General features: G+C 67.5%; 16 protein-coding genes. 10 read left to right on the top strand and 6 right to left on the bottom strand.

The features are described 5' to 3' along the window. Positions 1–44 precede the first annotated feature (44 nt). From HH800_RS19830 to HH800_RS19820, 3 genes are all read left to right on the top strand, one after another. Positions 45–1,706, top strand: a complete 1,662-nt coding sequence (locus HH800_RS19830; RefSeq protein ID WP_169862062.1) for an NAD+ synthase — start codon at positions 45–47, stop codon at positions 1,704–1,706. A gap of 102 nt (positions 1,707–1,808) precedes the next feature. Continuing rightward, positions 1,809–3,143, top strand: a complete 1,335-nt coding sequence (gene gltX, locus HH800_RS19825; RefSeq protein ID WP_169862061.1) for a glutamate--tRNA ligase — start codon at positions 1,809–1,811, stop codon at positions 3,141–3,143. A gap of 44 nt (positions 3,144–3,187) precedes the next feature. Beyond that, positions 3,188–3,637, top strand: a complete 450-nt coding sequence (locus HH800_RS19820; RefSeq protein WP_169862060.1) for a hypothetical protein — start codon at positions 3,188–3,190, stop codon at positions 3,635–3,637. 4 nt (positions 3,638–3,641) lie between these two features. Here HH800_RS19820 and HH800_RS19815 read toward each other — a convergent pair whose 3' ends face one another. The 4 genes from HH800_RS19815 to hemC all read right to left on the bottom strand — a co-directional run bounded on the left by HH800_RS19815 (position 3,642) and on the right by hemC (position 6,986). Further along, a complete protein-coding gene (locus HH800_RS19815) occupies positions 3,642–4,391 on the bottom strand; it encodes an esterase/lipase family protein (RefSeq protein WP_169862059.1) in 750 nt (249 codons plus the stop codon). Between the two features lie 111 nt (positions 4,392–4,502). Further along, positions 4,503–5,375 carry a hypothetical protein gene (locus HH800_RS19810; RefSeq protein WP_037522086.1) on the bottom strand — a complete coding sequence of 291 codons (873 nt, stop codon included), beginning with the start codon at positions 5,373–5,375 and terminating at the stop codon, positions 4,503–4,505. Between the two features lie 28 nt (positions 5,376–5,403). After that, positions 5,404–6,063 (bottom strand): uroporphyrinogen-III synthase, encoded by a 660-nt coding sequence (locus tag HH800_RS19805; RefSeq protein ID WP_169862058.1) that lies wholly within the window; start codon positions 6,061–6,063, stop codon positions 5,404–5,406. Then, positions 6,060–6,986, bottom strand: a complete 927-nt coding sequence (gene hemC / locus HH800_RS19800) for a hydroxymethylbilane synthase (RefSeq protein ID WP_125988614.1) — start codon at positions 6,984–6,986, stop codon at positions 6,060–6,062. Before hemC ends, HH800_RS19805 begins: the two co-directional genes overlap by 4 nt. A gap of 44 nt (positions 6,987–7,030) precedes the next feature. On the opposite strand from hemC, the gene tsaD reads away from it, so the two are divergent. The 3 genes from tsaD to HH800_RS19785 are packed head-to-tail and all read left to right on the top strand — an operon-like array spanning position 7,031 to position 10,599. Continuing rightward, complete coding sequence (gene tsaD, locus HH800_RS19795; RefSeq protein WP_169862057.1) at positions 7,031–8,065, top strand: tRNA (adenosine(37)-N6)-threonylcarbamoyltransferase complex transferase subunit TsaD; 1,035 nt, start codon at positions 7,031–7,033, stop codon at positions 8,063–8,065. Further along, positions 8,062–9,033, top strand: a complete 972-nt coding sequence (locus tag HH800_RS19790) for an NAD(P)H-dependent glycerol-3-phosphate dehydrogenase (RefSeq protein ID WP_169862056.1) — start codon at positions 8,062–8,064, stop codon at positions 9,031–9,033. The genes tsaD and HH800_RS19790 overlap by 4 nt, the downstream gene beginning before the upstream one ends. A gap of 33 nt (positions 9,034–9,066) precedes the next feature. Continuing rightward, on the top strand, positions 9,067–10,599 hold the full coding sequence (locus tag HH800_RS19785) for a lipopolysaccharide biosynthesis protein (RefSeq protein WP_159367303.1): 1,533 nt from the start codon (positions 9,067–9,069) through the stop codon (positions 10,597–10,599). A 66-nt stretch (positions 10,600–10,665) separates the two neighbouring features. Here HH800_RS19785 and HH800_RS19780 read toward each other — a convergent pair whose 3' ends face one another. Then, positions 10,666–11,664 (bottom strand): adenosine kinase, encoded by a 999-nt coding sequence (locus HH800_RS19780; protein WP_037522092.1) that lies wholly within the window; start codon positions 11,662–11,664, stop codon positions 10,666–10,668. 119 nt (positions 11,665–11,783) lie between these two features. On the opposite strand from HH800_RS19780, the gene HH800_RS19775 reads away from it, so the two are divergent. Together HH800_RS19775 and HH800_RS19770 are read left to right on the top strand one after the other, a co-directional pair. Then, the gene (locus tag HH800_RS19775; protein WP_169862055.1) at positions 11,784–12,458 is read left to right on the top strand and encodes an EI24 domain-containing protein; all 675 of its coding nucleotides are present in this window, start codon (positions 11,784–11,786) and stop codon (positions 12,456–12,458) included. Then, positions 12,458–12,826 carry a hypothetical protein gene (locus HH800_RS19770; RefSeq protein WP_004208885.1) on the top strand — a complete coding sequence of 123 codons (369 nt, stop codon included), beginning with the start codon at positions 12,458–12,460 and terminating at the stop codon, positions 12,824–12,826. The genes HH800_RS19775 and HH800_RS19770 overlap by 1 nt, the downstream gene beginning before the upstream one ends. Here HH800_RS19770 and queG read toward each other — a convergent pair. Beyond that, a complete protein-coding gene (queG, locus tag HH800_RS19765) occupies positions 12,807–13,865 on the bottom strand; it encodes a tRNA epoxyqueuosine(34) reductase QueG (RefSeq protein ID WP_169862054.1) in 1,059 nt (352 codons plus the stop codon). The genes HH800_RS19770 and queG overlap by 20 nt on opposite strands. A 22-nt stretch (positions 13,866–13,887) precedes the next feature. Here queG and HH800_RS19760 point away from each other — a divergent pair, with 22 nt between their 5' ends. Both HH800_RS19760 and HH800_RS19755 read left to right on the top strand, forming a co-directional pair. Continuing rightward, on the top strand, positions 13,888–14,853 hold the full coding sequence (locus HH800_RS19760) for an ABC transporter ATP-binding protein (RefSeq protein WP_037510108.1): 966 nt from the start codon (positions 13,888–13,890) through the stop codon (positions 14,851–14,853). Beyond that, positions 14,850–16,040: an ABC transporter permease gene (locus HH800_RS19755; protein ID WP_169862053.1), complete on the top strand. Its 1,191-nt coding sequence runs from the start codon at positions 14,850–14,852 to the stop codon at positions 16,038–16,040. Before HH800_RS19760 ends, HH800_RS19755 begins: the two co-directional genes overlap by 4 nt. The last annotated feature ends 13 nt before the right edge of the window (positions 16,041–16,053 follow it).

Raw genomic sequence — 16,053 nt, 5'->3', positions numbered from 1 at the left:
CAGAGCATTTTCGCAAATAGGCAAAATGCTCTAGGGCGCGGTGCATGACCGACAAACTCGTGATCGCGCTCGCCCAGATGACCCAGACGATGGGCGACCCCAGGGCCAATGCCGACGCCATGCTGGAATGGCGCGCCCGCGCCAAGGGCGCGGACCTGATCGTCTATCCCGAACTGCAACTGATCGGCTATCCGCCCGAGGATCTGGTGCTCAAGCCTGCCCTGCTCGACCAGGCCAATTATCATCTCGACCGGCTGGCGCAGGAAAGCGCCGATGGCGGCCCGGCGATGCTGGTCGGCACCGTTGTCGCCTCACAGGGCGTGCTGTTCAACGTCGTCGCCCTGATCGAAAATGGCGCCGTCACCGCGATCCGCCAGAAGCGCGAACTGCCCAATTACGGCACGTTCGACGAAAAGCGCCTGTTCGCGCCCGGCCCGCTGCCCGCGCCGATCGAGTTTCGCGGCGTGAAGATCGGCGTGCCGATCTGCGAGGATATCTGGTTCCCCTTCGTCACCGCCCATCTGCGAGCCGAGGGCGCGGAAATATTGATCAGCCCCAATGGCAGCCCGTTCGAGGTCGACAAGGATGATCGCCGCCTGAACGTCGTCGCCGGCACCCGCGTGCGCGAAACCGGCCTGCCGCTCGTCTATCTCAACCGCGTCGGCGGCCAGGACGAACTGGTGTTCGACGGCGCCTCCTTCGTCATGAACGGCGACCTCTCCATCGCCCAGCAACTGCCCGACTGGGAAGAAAAGCTGGTGCTGACCCAGTGGGAGAAATGGGACGGCCAGTGGGTCTGCCTGCCCGGCGAGCGTCATGCACTCGATCCGCGCCCGGCCGACATCTATAATGCGATGGTGTTGGGCCTGCGCGACTATGTGAACCGCAACCGCTTCCCCGGCGTCGTCCTGGGCCTGTCGGGAGGCATCGATTCCGCCTTGTCCGCCGCCGTTGCGGTCGATGCGCTGGGCGCCGACCGGGTGTGGTGCGTGATGATGCCCTCGCGCTTCACCAGCCAGGAAAGCCTGGATGACGCGGTTGAATGCGCCCGCCTGCTCGGCGTCCGCTATGACACCATCCCGATCGAACCGGCGGTTTCCGCCTTCGACACGATGCTGGCCCCGGTGTTCGAGGGCAAGGCGCGCGACCTCACCGAAGAGAATATCCAGTCGCGCATTCGCGGCCTCACCCTGATGGCCCTCTCCAACAAGTTCGGCCATATGCTGCTGACCACCGGCAACAAGAGCGAGATGTCGGTCGGCTATGCCACCATCTATGGCGACATGGCGGGCGGCTATTCGGTGTTGAAGGACGCGTACAAGACGACGGTGTTCGACCTCTGCCGCTGGCGCAACGACAATATGCCCTCGCTCGGCGAAGGCTTCGGCCCGGCCGGCCCGGTGATGCCCGAACGCGTCATCAGCAAGCCGCCCAGCGCCGAACTGCGCGACAATCAGAAGGATGAGGACAGCCTGCCGCCCTATGAGGTGCTGGATCCGATCCTCTATGGCCTGGTCGAGGAGGAATTGTCGGTGGCCCAGCTGGTCGAGCGCGGCTTCGACAAGGCGGTCGTCACCCGGATCGAGCATCTGCTCTACATCGCCGAATATAAGCGTCGCCAGTCGCCGCCCGGCGTGAAGCTGGGTATCCGCAATTTCGGCCGCGACCGCCGCTACCCGATCACCAACGCCTTCCGCAGCGTATAAGTAATTCAGGCCGTTCGGTTCGAGCCGCTTCAAGCGTGTCGAGAAGCGTCGTCGAGAACTGTTCTCGACAAGCTCGAACCGAACGGGTTCAGGACCGGATTTATGACCGTCATCACCCGCTTCGCCCCGTCGCCGACCGGCCATCTCCATGTCGGCAATATCCGCGCCGCGCTCCATAACTGGCTGTGGGCGCGCAAATCCGGTGGCCGTTTCCTGCTGCGCCTCGACGACACCGATCTGGAGCGCTCGCGCCCCGAATATGCGGACTCGATCAAGGCTGATCTGCGTTGGCTCGGCCTCGACTGGGACGGCGAGGAAAAACAGTCCGAACGCTTCGCTCTCTATGAAGCGCGGTTCGCGGCGCTCAAGGCCTCGGGCCATGTCTACCCCGCCTATGAAACCCAGCAGGAACTGGAACTGCGCCGCAAGGTGCTGCTGGGCCGCGGCCTGCCGCCGGTCTATGATCGCGCCGCCCTGGCGCTGACCCCGGATCAGATCGCCGCTTATGAAGCCGAAGGGCGCACGCCGCACTGGCGCTTCAAGCTCGATCATGAGCAGCCGATCGTCTGGACCGACCTGATCCGTGGCGAGCAGCGCTTCGACCCCAAATTGCTGTCCGACCCGGTGATCCGCCGCGCCGATGGCTCATGGCTCTACATGCTCCCCTCGGTGATCGACGATGTCGACATGGGCGTCACCCATGTGCTGCGCGGCGAGGATCATGTCTCCAACACCGCGACCCAGATCCAGATGTTCAGCGCGCTCGGCGCGTCGCTCCCTGCCTTCGCGCACGAAGCGCTACTGACCGGCAGCGAGGGCAAGCTGTCCAAGCGGCTCGGCTCGCTCGGCGTCGCCCATTTCCGCGAGATCGGTCTGGAGCCGGCCGCGATCGCGTCGCTGCTCGCCCGTCTCGGCAGCTCGCAGCCGATCGAGCCCTTCGCCGACCGTGCGCCGCTGATCGAGACGTTCGACTTCGCCCATTTCGGCCGCGCCCCCGCGCGCTTCGACGAAGCCGAACTGGCGAGCCTCAACCAGAAGATCGTTCACGCGCTTCCTTATGAAGCGGTTGCCGACCGCCTGCCCGCGGGCATGGACGCCGCCGCCTGGGCCGCGATCCGCCCCAATCTGGAGACGGTCGCGGGCGCCGCCGACTGGTGGCAGATCGTCACCGGCCCGATCGACGGGCCGGAGGTAGCCGATGAAGACCGCGATTTCCTCGCCGCCGCCCATCGCATCCTGTCCGCCGTCCCCTTCGACGCCGACATCTGGCGCACGCTGACCGGCGCACTCAAGGAAGAAACCGGCCGCAAGGGCAAGACCCTGTTCCAACCCCTGCGCCGCGCCCTCACCGGCCTGGACCACGGCCCCGACATGGGCCAACTCCTGCCCCTGATCGGCCGGGACGAGGCGTTGAAGAGGCTGGCGGTGGCCGGTTGATCGGGTTAGGCTGGCCGGACCGGACCATTCTGGAGGCCAGCCTGATGCGTTATGCTCTCATCCTGTCGTCCGGCCTGCTGCTCATGGGAGCCGCAGCGCCGTCTGCTTCCTATAATATCTTTCCCGAACAGGCGGTGATGAATGCCGCGGCTGTCGCCCCCGATGGGGTGAAGGGGGTGTTCGAGCTGCCCGTCCGCGCCGCTGGGCGCCAGGGCGGCTGGTTCTATCTTAATTCTCAGCAGGATTATCGCGATCCCCGCAACCTGACGATCGCCATTCCCGGCGCCATGGCCGATGCACTGGCACAGCGTTTCGGTGCGGAACTCGATCAATATCTGACGGGCAAGACCATCGCGGTCCGCGGCGAAGCGAAGCGGGTGAAAATTCATTTTCTGGCGGATGGCCGGCCGACCGAAAAATATTATTATCAAACCCATGTGCGGCTGACCGATCCCAGCCTGCTGACGGTGGAGGGCGAACCAGTCCGTTACTGACCGTTCAGGCGGCCATCATCTCCAGCGCCTTGCCGACGGCCAAGATCCCCTCCGGCGCTGCGGCGAAGCCCATATGGGTGCAATCGACCTCGATTGCGCGGTCGCGCTCGCCGGCGCGGCCTCTTGCGCATTCGGGCAGGATCACGCCGTCGCGCTGCGACCAGAGTGCCACGGTCGGCACCGGCGGCTTCTCCTCGCGGGTGCAGGGGAAGGGGGGCGTGTCGACCGGGAAGCCCGACACGAGCTGATAGAGGCGCCAGGCATGGTTGGCGCGCGGATCGCCGGAAAAGGGCGTACCCATCGTTACCACGCCGCCAACCTTGGATCGCGCGAACTTGGCATATTCGCGCGCATAAAGGCCGCCCAGGCTCCAGCCGACCAAAGTCACCGGCTTGCCACTTGTCCGGCGGATCGCATCGACGCGGGCGTCGATCTTCTCCAGCGTGTCGGCGCGCGGTCCGAAATTGCGGCCCATGTCCCAGCCATGCGCCTGATAGCCCGCCGCGTTGAGGATCGCGCGCAGCGGCTCCATGCGATGTTCCGACGCCATCAGGCCGGGCACCAGCAGGACGTGTCGCCCGTCGCCGCGAATCGCGCGGCTCAGTTGTTCGGCCTGGGCCTTGGTCCGGTTGATGTCGAACGGCACCGAGGCATTGCCCAGCAGATGCGACAGCGACGGGCGCGCGGACGCGCGCGGACCGCTGGCAAGGCGGCCCTTCCAGAAGCTGGCAATGGCATCGGCATAGGGTGGCACGAGAGACTCTGTCCTGAACCGGGCGGAAAAGGTGACATTCTCGTGACAAACGCAGGGTGCGTCCATGGGTTTCATCGCAAGCGATGAACGGTATGTCTCAGGAAATGAAGCTCAGGGGGCGAGGGGCGATGTCTGGGCGACGCTGGCGCCCTCGGTCGTGCGTAGCTGGCGCGGCTCCAATATCGCCGCCGTCTCAATCAGGTCGAGTGCCCGGCGCGCCTCCAGATAGCGGCGGGCGTATTGCATCCAGCGATCGGCCGCCGCGCGATCGGGCATGCGCTCCACTTCGGCCAGTGCCGCGCCGACCCGGCTGGCGTCGATATAGCGCAGCGCCCGCTGCATCGCCATTTGCGGCCGCGGCGAGGGGGTGGAGGATTTGCGGATGATGATCAGCTCGCGGGCCTCATGCTCGAAGCTGTCCCACCAGCTGGCATCGGCCGGCGGGGACGTGACGCGATCGGCGACATCGACCAGGCCGGCGCGCAGGTCGGCGAGCGTCACCGGCTCGCGCGCGGCATTGATGATGGTGGCGACGGCGCGGGGCTGGGCCTGGCCGAAGCGCAGCCGCAACTGCCCCTCGACATAGCCGAGCGGGGCGCCGGTATCGAGCGCGCGGCGGGCGGCAAAGGCGACCAGCAGCCCTTCGGCGCGCGCGGCATTGCCCGACGCGGCCTGCGCCTCGACGGTGATGCGGTTGAGCCGCTCCTCCAGCTGGATCACGCGGGCGTCGAGCATCTGCGCGGCATCCGCCGTCAGCGGACGGCCCGACGGGATGGCGTTGCTGCCCAGCAGCGGCGCAGGCAGGGCGGGCGCCGCCGCCTCGTCCTGGCCCCAGCGCCGTTCGATCTGCGGCATCGCCCAGATGGTGACGCCGATGCCGATCAGAAACGCGAACAGCAGCAGCACGGGCGTCAGCCAGGATGTGCGTCGGCGCGCGGGCGGCGGCGTTTCCTGCTGAATTTCCACACTCTCCTGCTCGTTCATCAAGTCTCTCTCGTTTGCGACCGCGGTTTCATTCGCACAATCGACGGGCGAGGGCCAGTACCGCCGCATCATTGGGTGCGTCGGCGGCCTGCGCGCTGCCCCATCCGCTGCCGCAGGCGGCAAGCGCGGCCGGGCTTATCGCCACCACGTCGCTGGTTGCGCGCTGATTTTCGGCTAATATCTCCGCCAACCGGGCGCCGGCGGCCGCAGAATGGACCAGCAGCACGCCACCGCTCAGGTCCAGCGGATCGCAGGGCAGGGGCATCATCCGATAGACCGGCGCGCGCGTCACCCGCAGCGGCCCCGCGTCCATCGGCGCCACCGCCTCTCCCGACAGGTGCAGCAGTGTGCGGTGCCCGTCGGCCGCGATCCGCGCGGCGATCGCGCTGGCATCGCCATGCCCCGCGACCGGATCGGCAAATCCCGCTTCCCGCAGCGCCTCGGCCGTCGCCGCGCCCACGGCATAGGTCGGCAAGGCGCGATAGGCCTGCAGCGCAACCCCGCCGAATCGCACCGTCTGCGCGCTCGTCACCAGCAGCGCATCGAAATCCTCAGCGGGTGGCGGCGTCCAGGCCAGTGCCTCGGCCGCGAACAGCGGACACAGCCGCACCGCCAGCCCCATGGCCATCGCCTTGTCCGCCGTCCTGCCGGCGCCGGGCGCGGGCCGCAGGATGATGAGCGGTCTCACCCCTCGAACAGGCTGCGCAGCGCTGGGCTTGCCCGCTCCAGCAGGCCCCGGCCGATCGCCTCGGCCGCGTCGAAATCGCCGCGCGCCAGCCGTGCCTCGTCCCGCACCGTCTCGTCCCCTTCCGGGCTGATGATCTCGGCGCGCAGGTGAATCTGCCCGCCCTCCAGCAGCGCCAGCGCCGCGATCGGCGAATGGCAGGTGCCGCCCAGGCCCCGCAGCACCGCGCGTTCAGCCATCACGCAATCGAATGTGTCGCGATGGTTGATCGCCGCCAGCCAGCCCCGCATGGCGTCATTGTCGGCCAGCGTCTCGATGCCGACCGCCCCCTGCGACGGCGCCGGCAACATGGTGTCGACCTCGACCGTGGCGCCAATGTCCGCCTGGCCCAGCCGGTCGAGCCCGGCGGCGGCGAGCAAAGTCGCATGGGCCTCGCCGGCTTCCAGCTTGGCCAGCCGGGTGGCAACATTGCCGCGGAACAGGATGATCTGCGCATCGGGGCGCAGTCGCTTCACCTGCGCGGCGCGGCGCGGCGAACTGGTGCCGACGATCGGCTGCGGCGGCAGCGCGGCAAAATTTTCCGCGCCGACCAGCCGGTCGCGCACATCGGCGCGCGGCAGCATCGCGGCAATGCGGATCGCATCGGGTCGGATCGTCTCGACATCCTTCATGCTGTGGACGGCGCAGTCGATCTCGCCCTCTGCCAGCGCCCGGTCCAGCTCCTTGGTCCACAGCGCTTTTCCGCCGATTTCCGCCAGCGCCCGGTCTTGGATCCGGTCGCCGCTGGTCTGGACGATGACGGTGGTGATGGCGTCCTGATCCCAGCCATGGGCGTCGCGCAGCGCCTGCGCGGTCATATGGGCCTGAGCCAGCGCAAGCGGCGATCCCCTGGTGCCAAGGCGCAACGGTCGTTCGGGTCTTTTCATAAGCGGCTTGCTCTAATGGCCACGGGCACTAGATGGAAGCGGCAATGACCATCATCCTCGGCCTGGAATCAAGCTGCGACGAAACCGCGGCGGCGCTGGTGACGGCTGACGGGCAGATATTGGCCCATCGCCTCGCCACGCAGGAAGACGCGCACCGCCCCTATGGCGGCGTCGTGCCCGAAATCGCGGCCCGCGCCCATGTCGAGGCTTTGGCCCCGCTGGTCGAGGCGGCACTGGCCGACGCAAAGATGACGCTGGCCGATGTCGATGTCATCGCTGCCACCGCCGGCCCCGGCCTGATCGGCGGCGTGATGGTCGGCCTTGTCACCGGCAAGGCGCTCGCCCATGCCGCCGGCAAGCCGCTGGTCGCGGTCAATCATCTGGAGGGGCATGCGCTCTCGCCGCGCCTCGCCGACCAGAATCTGCAATTCCCCTATCTGCTGCTGCTGGTGTCGGGCGGCCATTGCCAACTGCTCAGGGTGGATGGCGTCGGCCAGTATCGCCGCCTCGCCACCACGATCGACGACGCTGCTGGTGAAGCCTTCGACAAGACCGCCAAGCTGCTCGGCCTCGGCTTCCCTGGCGGTCCGGCGGTGGAAAAGGCGGCGGCGCAGGGCAATCCGCGCGCCGTGCCGCTGCCGCGTCCGCTGGTCGGCACCGATGAACCCCATTTCTCCTTCGCCGGCCTCAAGAGCGCGGTGATGCGCGCCGCGCAGTCGGGCCAATATGCGGTGGAGGATATCGCCGCCAGCTTCCAGCAGGCGGTGATCGACTGCCTGCTCGATCGCACCCGCCGCGCGCTCGCCGCGAGCGAAGGCGTGACCGCGCTGGTCGTCGCTGGCGGCGTCGCCGCCAACCAGTCGGTGCGTGGAGCATTGACCACGCTGGCGCAGGATCATGGCCTGCCCTTCGTCGCGCCGCCCTTGTGGCTCTGCACCGATAATGCGGCGATGATCGCCTGGGCCGGCGCGGAGCGCTATGCGGCCGGCATGACCGACGATCTCACCATCCCCGCCCGGCCGCGCTGGCCGCTCGATCCGACGGCGGAAAAGGCGCGTGGAGCAGGAGTGAAGGCATGAAGGCGGGAGTCATCGGAGCAGGCGCCTGGGGCACCGCGCTGGCGCAGTTGCTGGCGGCCGACGGGCAGGATGTGCGCCTCTGGGCGCTGGAAGCCGATGTGGTCGACGCGATCAACGGCGCCCATGAAAATCCGCTCTATCTGCCCGGCCTGCCGCTTTCGCCCTCGATCCGGGCGACCGGTGTCCTGTCGGACCTGGCCGATCGCGACCTGATCCTGGTGGTCAGCCCGGCCCAGCATCTGCGCAGCGTCGTGGCGCAGGCGCCGGCCGGCGTGCCGTTGGTCCTCTGTTCCAAGGGGATAGAGGCGGGCACCGGCCTGTTGATGTCGGAAGTCGCGGCGCAGGCGCAGCCAAGCTCGCCGATCGCTGTCCTCTCCGGCCCGACCTTCGCCCATGAAGTGGCAAAGGGCCTGCCGACCGCCGTCACCTTCGCCTGCGCCGATCCGGCGCTGGTCGAAAAGCTGGCGGCGCGCATCGCCCGGCCGACCTTCCGCCCCTATCTGTCGGATGATGTCGTCGGCGCGGAAATCGGCGGCGCGGTCAAGAATGTGCTCGCCATCGCCTGCGGCGTGTCGGAAGGGGCCGGCCTCGGCCTCAATGCGCGCGCCTCGCTCATCAGCCGGGGCTTTGCCGAAATGACCCGCTTCGGTCTCGCCCGCGGCGCCCGCGCCGAAACGCTGGGCGGCCTGTCGGGCCTGGGCGATCTCGTCCTCACCTGTTCCTCCACCAATTCGCGCAACTTCTCGCTCGGCAAGGGGCTGGGCGAGGGGCAGGCCGCCGCCGACCTCCTCTCCAACCGTCGCACCGTGGCCGAAGGGGCGCACACCGCGCCGGTGCTGCGTGATGCGGCCCGCGCGGCCGGCGTCGAAATGCCGGTGGTGGAAGCCGTCTGTGCCCTGCTCGGCGACGCCGCACCATTGGCACAGGTCATCGACGCGCTGCTGGCGCGTCCGCTGCGGCCTGAATAAGCATCGCCGCGACACAATAGATCGCCTATAGACATGAGCATGACAATCGAGGGGGACCAGGGTCCTGTGACCGCGCAGGCGACCCCTGCCGAACAGAAGGATGACATCGCCGCCCTGGCCAAGGGCGGACGCACCAACGTCTTCGGCTTCCTGCTGCGCCTCGCCGCGCGCCTGCCTTTCCTGTTCATCGCCGGCCGCTGGTATGGCGCCGATGCGCTGGGGCGCTTCGCCTATGCCGTGCTGGTGGTGGAATTCGTCGCCCAGATCGCGACGCTGGGTCTCAAGCGCGGTCTTGCCGGCGCGCTCGCCCAGACCGAACGGCCGCACAGCCATGTCGTGACCGACGCGATGGTGGTGACGCTGATCGCGTCGCTGCTGGGTGCCGGCTTGTTGATCGCCTTCCCCCAGGCGATGTTCCCCAATAGCGGCATCAACGGGCTCGACCGCTTGCTGGCGCTGATCGTCATCGCCGTTGCGACCTCCGACGTGGCGCTTGCCGCCTGCGCCTATCGCTTCGACATCGGCGCCACGGTCCGCGCGCGCTCGATCATTGAACCCTGGGCGATCAGCATCGGGGCCTTCGGTTTCGCTTATTATTCGCTGCGCGACGGCCTGATCCTCTCCTATGTCGTATCGATGGTCGCGGCGATGATCGCCTCGATCATCCCGATGTGGCGTCATTATGGCCGGCCGCATGGCTGGCGTCCCGATGCCGGGCGGCTCTGGCGCCTCGCCCGCCGCAACCTGCCGCTCGCCGCGGCGGATGGCGTCGAATGGGGCTCGCGTCGGCTCGACATGGCGATCCTGGGCCTGTTCGTCAGCCCGGCGATCGTCGGCATCTATTATGTTGCGCAGCAGGTCGCCTCGCTGCCGCAGAAACTCAAGACCAGCTTCGATCCGATCCTTGGCCCGGTCATCACCCGCAACCTTGCCGAGGGCAATCTGGCGGCGATCGCGCGCCAGGTCAGCCAGGTCGGCTTCTGGATCATCGCGGCGCAGGCCGGCATCGCGCTGGCGCTCGGCATTCCGGGTGAGGCCGTCATGGGCCTGGTTGGTCCGCATTTCGTCGGCGGCACCGGCGCGCTCGCCTTCCTGCTGCTGGCCGAAGTGGTGGCCGCAACCGCCGTGGTCAGCGAATCCGCGCTGGTCTATATTGCCCGCCACCGCAATCTGATGATCTCGCTCAGCATGATCGCGTTGCAGGCCGCGCTCAGCTTCGGCCTGATCCTGCTCGGCAAGCGCTTCGGCCTCACGCCGCAGGAACTGGCCGCCGCGCCCGCTCTGGGCCTCTGCATCGCGCTCGGCGCTGGCGCCTTCGTCAAGGCGCGGCTGCTCTCCAGCCTGCTCCACGCCCGCGTCAATGCCTGGCGCTGGCCCCTGCTCAGCGCCTCGGGCGTCGCCTGCATCGTCGGTGCGGCCTTCGTCGCCCTGCCGGCGCGCTTCGAATGGGTCGAACTGGCGGTCGGTGTCTGGGCGATTCTGGGCGCCTATGGCTTCGTCATCTGGCGCTGGGGCTTCGGCCCGGACGACCGCGCCCTGTTCCGCAAGCAGAAGAACGCGGCCTGATCCGCCCCATAAAAAAGCCCGCCTCTCGACCGGAGAGGCGGGCTTTTTTGTCAGTGTCTGTCGCGATCAGGCGAACAGCTTGGCGCGGATCAGGTTCAGATCTTCCTCGGGACGCGCGCCCCAGTGCGAAATGACCTCGGCCGCCGCCGCCGCGCCCAGCGCCAGGCAATCCTCGACGCTGCGCTCTTCCAGATGCGCGGCCAGATAGCCGGCGGCGAACAGGTCGCCCGCGCCGGTGGTGTCGATGATCTGGCTGACGGGCGCAGCCGGCGCCTCGTGACGCACGCCATCGACGATGGCGACCGCGCCCTTTTCGCTGCGGGTCGACACCAGCACCGGCACCTTGTCGGCGAAGCGGGCCAGCGCTGCATCGAAATCATCGACCTGCGCCAGCGACTGGATTTCGCCCTCGTTCGAGAAGAGGATGTCGATCAGCCCCTGTTCGATCAGGTCGATGAAGTCGGCGCGATGGCGGTCGATCACGAAATTGTCGGACAGGGTGAAGGCGACCTTGCGGCCGGCATTGCGGGCGGCGTCGATCGCGGCGCGCATCGCGGCGCGCGGCTGCTCGGGATCCCACAGATAGCCTTCCAGATACAGGATGCGGGCCGACTGAATCAGCTCCAGGTCCAGCGCCGCTTCGGGCAGGAACTGCGAGGCACCCAGGAAGGTGTTCATGGTGCGCTGCGCGTCCGGCGTCACCAGGATCAGGCAGCGGGCGGTCGGGATGTCGCCCTGCATCACCGGCGTGTCGAACTTGATGCCCAGCGCGCGCACGTCATGGGCGAACACCGCACCCAGTTGGTCGTCATTGACCTGGCCGATGAAGCCGCACTTGGCGCCCAGCGCGGCGAGGCCGGCCAGCGTGTTGGCGGCCGAACCGCCGCTGATTTCCTTGGCCTGGGGCATGTCGGCATAAAGGGTTTCGGCCATTTCGGCGTCGATCAGCTGCATGCCGCCCTTGGTCAGCGCATGCTGCGCCAGGAAGGCGTCGTCGCTGCGGGCCAGAACGTCGACAATGGCATTGCCGATCGCGACAACGTCAAGCGTGGGGGAAGAAGTCACGCGAGCTCCTGTGAAAGATGATGGGAAAATAGCGGTAAATTGGGCCGTCTCTACCGGTCCGGGGCGCGGGGCGCAACGCTGCTGATTGACGGGCGCGTCGGGGCGCAGGATATCGGGCCATGATCATCACCGCGGCGCTGCGCGCCTTCCCCCTGATCTTCCACGCCGCGGCCCGCCGGCTGCTGGTCAAGACGCTGGCGCTGACCCTATTGCTTTTCGCCCTGCTGGGCGTCGGCCTATGGGCGGCCTTTCACGCCACGCGCCTGCATTTCGGCTGGGGCGAGGGCGACGGTTGGGGCGGCATGGCGGAGGCGGCTGCCACCGGCCTTGCCATGATCGCGGCCAGTTGGCTGCTGTTCCGCACCATCGCTATGCTGGTCATGGGCCTGTTCGCCGACGATGTGATCGAGGCGGTGGAGCGCGATACTTATCCACAGGCTCTGGGCAGGCCGGTGGGCTATGCGCGCAGCTTCCATTATGCGTTGCGGTCGGTTGGTCGCACCTTGGGCTGGAACCTGGTGGCGCTGCCGGGCTATGTGCTGCTACTGGTGACGGGGGTCGGCACGATCGGGCTGTTCCTGGCGGTGAACGCCTATCTGCTCGGCCGCGACCTTGCCGACATGGTCGAGCCGCGCCATCCCGCCCTGCCGCCGATCGGCCGTGGCAACCGGTGGCTCATGGGCCTCGTTTCGGCGCTTCTCTTCCTCATTCCCCTGGTCAACCTGCTTGCGCCGATCTGGAGCGCGGCTATGGCGGTCCACATGTTGCTAGGGTCCAAGAGGAAGCCGGTCTGATGTCGCCCCGTTTCGCGCTCGCCGCGCTCCTGTCGCTGCCGCTCGCGGCCTGTGGCGGCGTCGTCCCGCCCGCCACCAGTTACACCCCGCCGCCCGCCGGTCCGCCGGCCAGCGCCTTCACCAAGACCGGCCCGCTGATGGGCATGGATGCCAAGCGCCTGACCCAGATGTTCGGCACGCCGCGCCTCGACATTCGCGAAACGACCGTGCGCAAGCTGCAATTCGCCAATGGTCGCTGCGTGCTCGACGCCTATCTCTATTCGCCCGGCAAGGGGAAGGAGCCGGTGGTGACCCATGTCGATGCCCGCACGCCCGCCGGCACAGACGTCGACCACGCTTCCTGCGCGGCTACGCTCCAGCAGCGCTGAGCAATTGGCCTAGCGCCCATTCGGCCGCTTCCGCCACCACCGGATCGGGATCGGATGTCAGCGGCCGCAGCCGGTCGACCAGCCGCAGGTCGCCGCTATTGCCCGCCGCGATCGCCGCATTGCGCACCATCCGGTCGCGCCCGATCCGCTTGATCGGCGACCCGGAGAAAATCTCGCGAAAGCCCGCATCGTCCAGGTCGAGCAGGTCGCCCAGCGCCGGCGCCGCCAGCTCCGCCCGGCCGATGAAGGCGCGGTTGGCCGCTGCCCCCTGCGCAAACTTGTTCCACGGGCAGGCTGCCAGGCAATCGTCGCAGCCATAGATGCGATTGCCCATCCGTGCCCGGAACTCTTCCGGGATCGACCCCTTATGCTCGATCGTCAGGTACGAGATGCAGCGCCGCGCATCGACGATATAGGGCGCGGGAAAGGCGTCGGTCGGGCAGGATGACAGACAGGCAGTGCAGCTGCCGCAATGGTCCACCTCCGGTGGATCGGGCTCCAGCGCGATCTCGGTGTAGATGGCGCCCAGGAACAGCCAGCTGCCATGCTGGCGGCTCACCAGATTGCTGTGCTTGCCCTGCCAGCCCAGCCCCGCGCCCTGCGCCAGCGGCTTCTCCATCACGGGTGCGGTATCGACGAACACCTTGAGCGCGGTCGGCTGCTGATCGACCAGCCAGCGGGCCAGCGCCTTCAGTGCCTTCTTGACCACATCATGATAGTCGCGACCCTGCGCATAGACGGAAATGCGGCCCCGATCGCCGACCTCGGCCAACGCCAGCGGATCACGGCCGGGGGCATAGCTCATGCCCAGCATGATAACGCTCCGCGCCTCGGGCCACAAACCGGTGGGCGATCCGCGCTGCTCGGCCCGCTCCTCCATCCACAACATGTCGCCATGATGGCCGGCCTCCAGCCATTGGCGCAGCCGCTCGGCCGTGCGCGGCGCGGCATCGGCGCGCGCGATCGCGCAGGCGGCAAAGCCCAACTGCGCGGCCTGCGCTTTCAGGCGCTGCTCCAATGTTTCGTTTTGCACTGGCATGGTCCGGGATTATCAGGGGCGGATGATCGGTGACACTCCGGCTCCTGCCGCCCCCTATGCCGTCGAAGGCCATGCCCTTGTCAAGGCGTTCGGCGATTTTCGCGCGGTGGATGGCGTCGATATCGCCGTGCCCGCCGGCACCATCTACGGCATTTTGGGGCCGAATGGCGCGGGCAAGACGACCTTGCTGCGCACCCTGCTCGGCATCATCGACCCTGACGAGGGCCATCGCACCCTGCTGGGGGATGGCGCGCCGCTGCGCATGGCCAAGCAGGTCGGCTATCTGCCCGAGGAGCGCGGCCTCTACCCGTCGATGAAGGCCTATGAGGCGATCGCCTTCATGGGCGCATTACGCGGCCTCCCGCTCCATGTCGGGCGCGAACGGGCGCGCGCCATGCTCCAGGACTATGGCATGGGCGCCTCGGTCGAAAAGCCGATCCGCCAGCTCTCCAAGGGCATGGCCCAGACCGTGCAATTGTTCGGCACGATCGTCCATGAACCGCGCCTCATCGTCCTCGACGAGCCCTTCTCCGGCCTCGACGCAATGAATCAGGAAAAGCTGGAGGCGCTGATCCGCGATCAGGCGCGCAAGGGGGTCACCATCCTCTTTTCCACCCATGTCATCGCCCATGCCGAACGATTGTGTGAACGCATCGCCATCGTCGCGGGCGGCCGCATCCGGTTCGAAGGATCGGTCAGCGACGCGCGCGATCGTCTGCCGCCCCAGGTGACATTGCGCACACGGCTGAGCGACGGTGCCTGGCGCCGCGCCTTGCCGACCGACACGCTGGCACAGGATGGCGCCTGGCATTTCGCGCTGCCCGATGATGGCATCGAACCGCTACTGCGCGCCCTGCTTGACGGTCAGGCGGGCATCGAAAGCCTGTCGATCGAACGGCCGGGCCTGCATGACGCCTTCGTCGCGATCGCGGGGGAGGCTGCTGCGCGCCAGATGCGCGATGACGCCACGCAGGAGGCCGGGGCATGAAGGAATTGCTGCGCGCCGCCAGCGTCATCGCCCGGCGGGACTTCACCGCCGTCGTACTGTCGCGCACCTTCATCCTGTTCCTGATCGGGCCGCTGGTGCCGATCGTCATCGGCATGGTCTTTGCCGGTTTCACCCAGAAGATTTCCAGCACCGACCTGCGGCCGGTCGTCGGCATCGCCATGACGCCGGCCGATGTCGGCGCGCTCGAACGGGCGCACAAGCGCCTGACCGAACGCATGGGGCCACAGGCGCTGCCGCGGCTTCACGCCGTTTCTCCTGATATCCCGCCGCGCATCTTGCTGGCACGACCGGAATCGGACGTCGTCGCCATTCTCTCGGGCACGGTCTCCCGCCCGGTCCTGACCGGCAAGCCAGAGGATCTGGACCGGCTACAGGGCGATCTCAGCCTGATCGCCAGCGCGGCGCAGGCCGAAAAGGTGCTGCACATGGTCAAGGTCGAGCGACAGGAAGTGGCGACCAGTCTCGGCGCCCAGTCGCAGGCCCGTTTGCTGATCGGCCGCACCGGCCAGATCGTCATCTTCTTCCTTACCATCTTGCTGGCGGGCATGATCCTGTCCAATCTGGTCGAGGAAAAGACGAACAAGATCATCGAGATATTGGCCGCCGCCGTGCCGGTGGACGCGATCTTCCTCGGCAAGCTGATCGCCATGCTGGGGATGAGCTTCGTCGGCATCGCCTTCTGGGGCGCGACCGCCTTCACCATCTTCATGGCGTTGAAGGCGCCCGGCACGGTCCTGCTCGATCCGGCGGTGGGCTGGCCCGCCTTCATCGCGCTCGGCATCATCTATTTCGCCATGGCCTATACGCTCCTCGGCTCGCTGTTCCTGGGCATCGGCGCGCAGGCGGCGACCGTGCGCGAGGTGCAGACGCTCAACATGCCGATCACCATGGGGCAGATGATGATCTTCTTCTTCGTCTCCTACACGGTCGACCATATGGGATCGCCGCTGGAAGTGGCGTCGGTGGTCTTTCCCTTCTCCTCGCCCTTCGCGATGATCGCGCGGGCGGCGCAGGATGCGGCGCTCTGGCCGCATCTGGTGGCGATCCTGTGGCAGGGCGTCTGGGTCGCCCTCATCATCCGCATCGGCGTGCTGCTGTTCCGCCGCCATGTGCTCAAATCGGGCGGCCGCTGGTGGAAGCAGTTGTTCAGGAGCTCGACAGGCTGAACAGGCTAGGGAG

The organism is Sphingobium yanoikuyae (assembly GCF_013001025.1).
GTDB classification, from domain to species: domain Bacteria; phylum Pseudomonadota; class Alphaproteobacteria; order Sphingomonadales; family Sphingomonadaceae; genus Sphingobium; species Sphingobium yanoikuyae_A.
The sequence above is the reverse complement of the archived record's forward strand: the minus strand, read 5'-3'. Positions and strand labels throughout refer to the sequence as shown.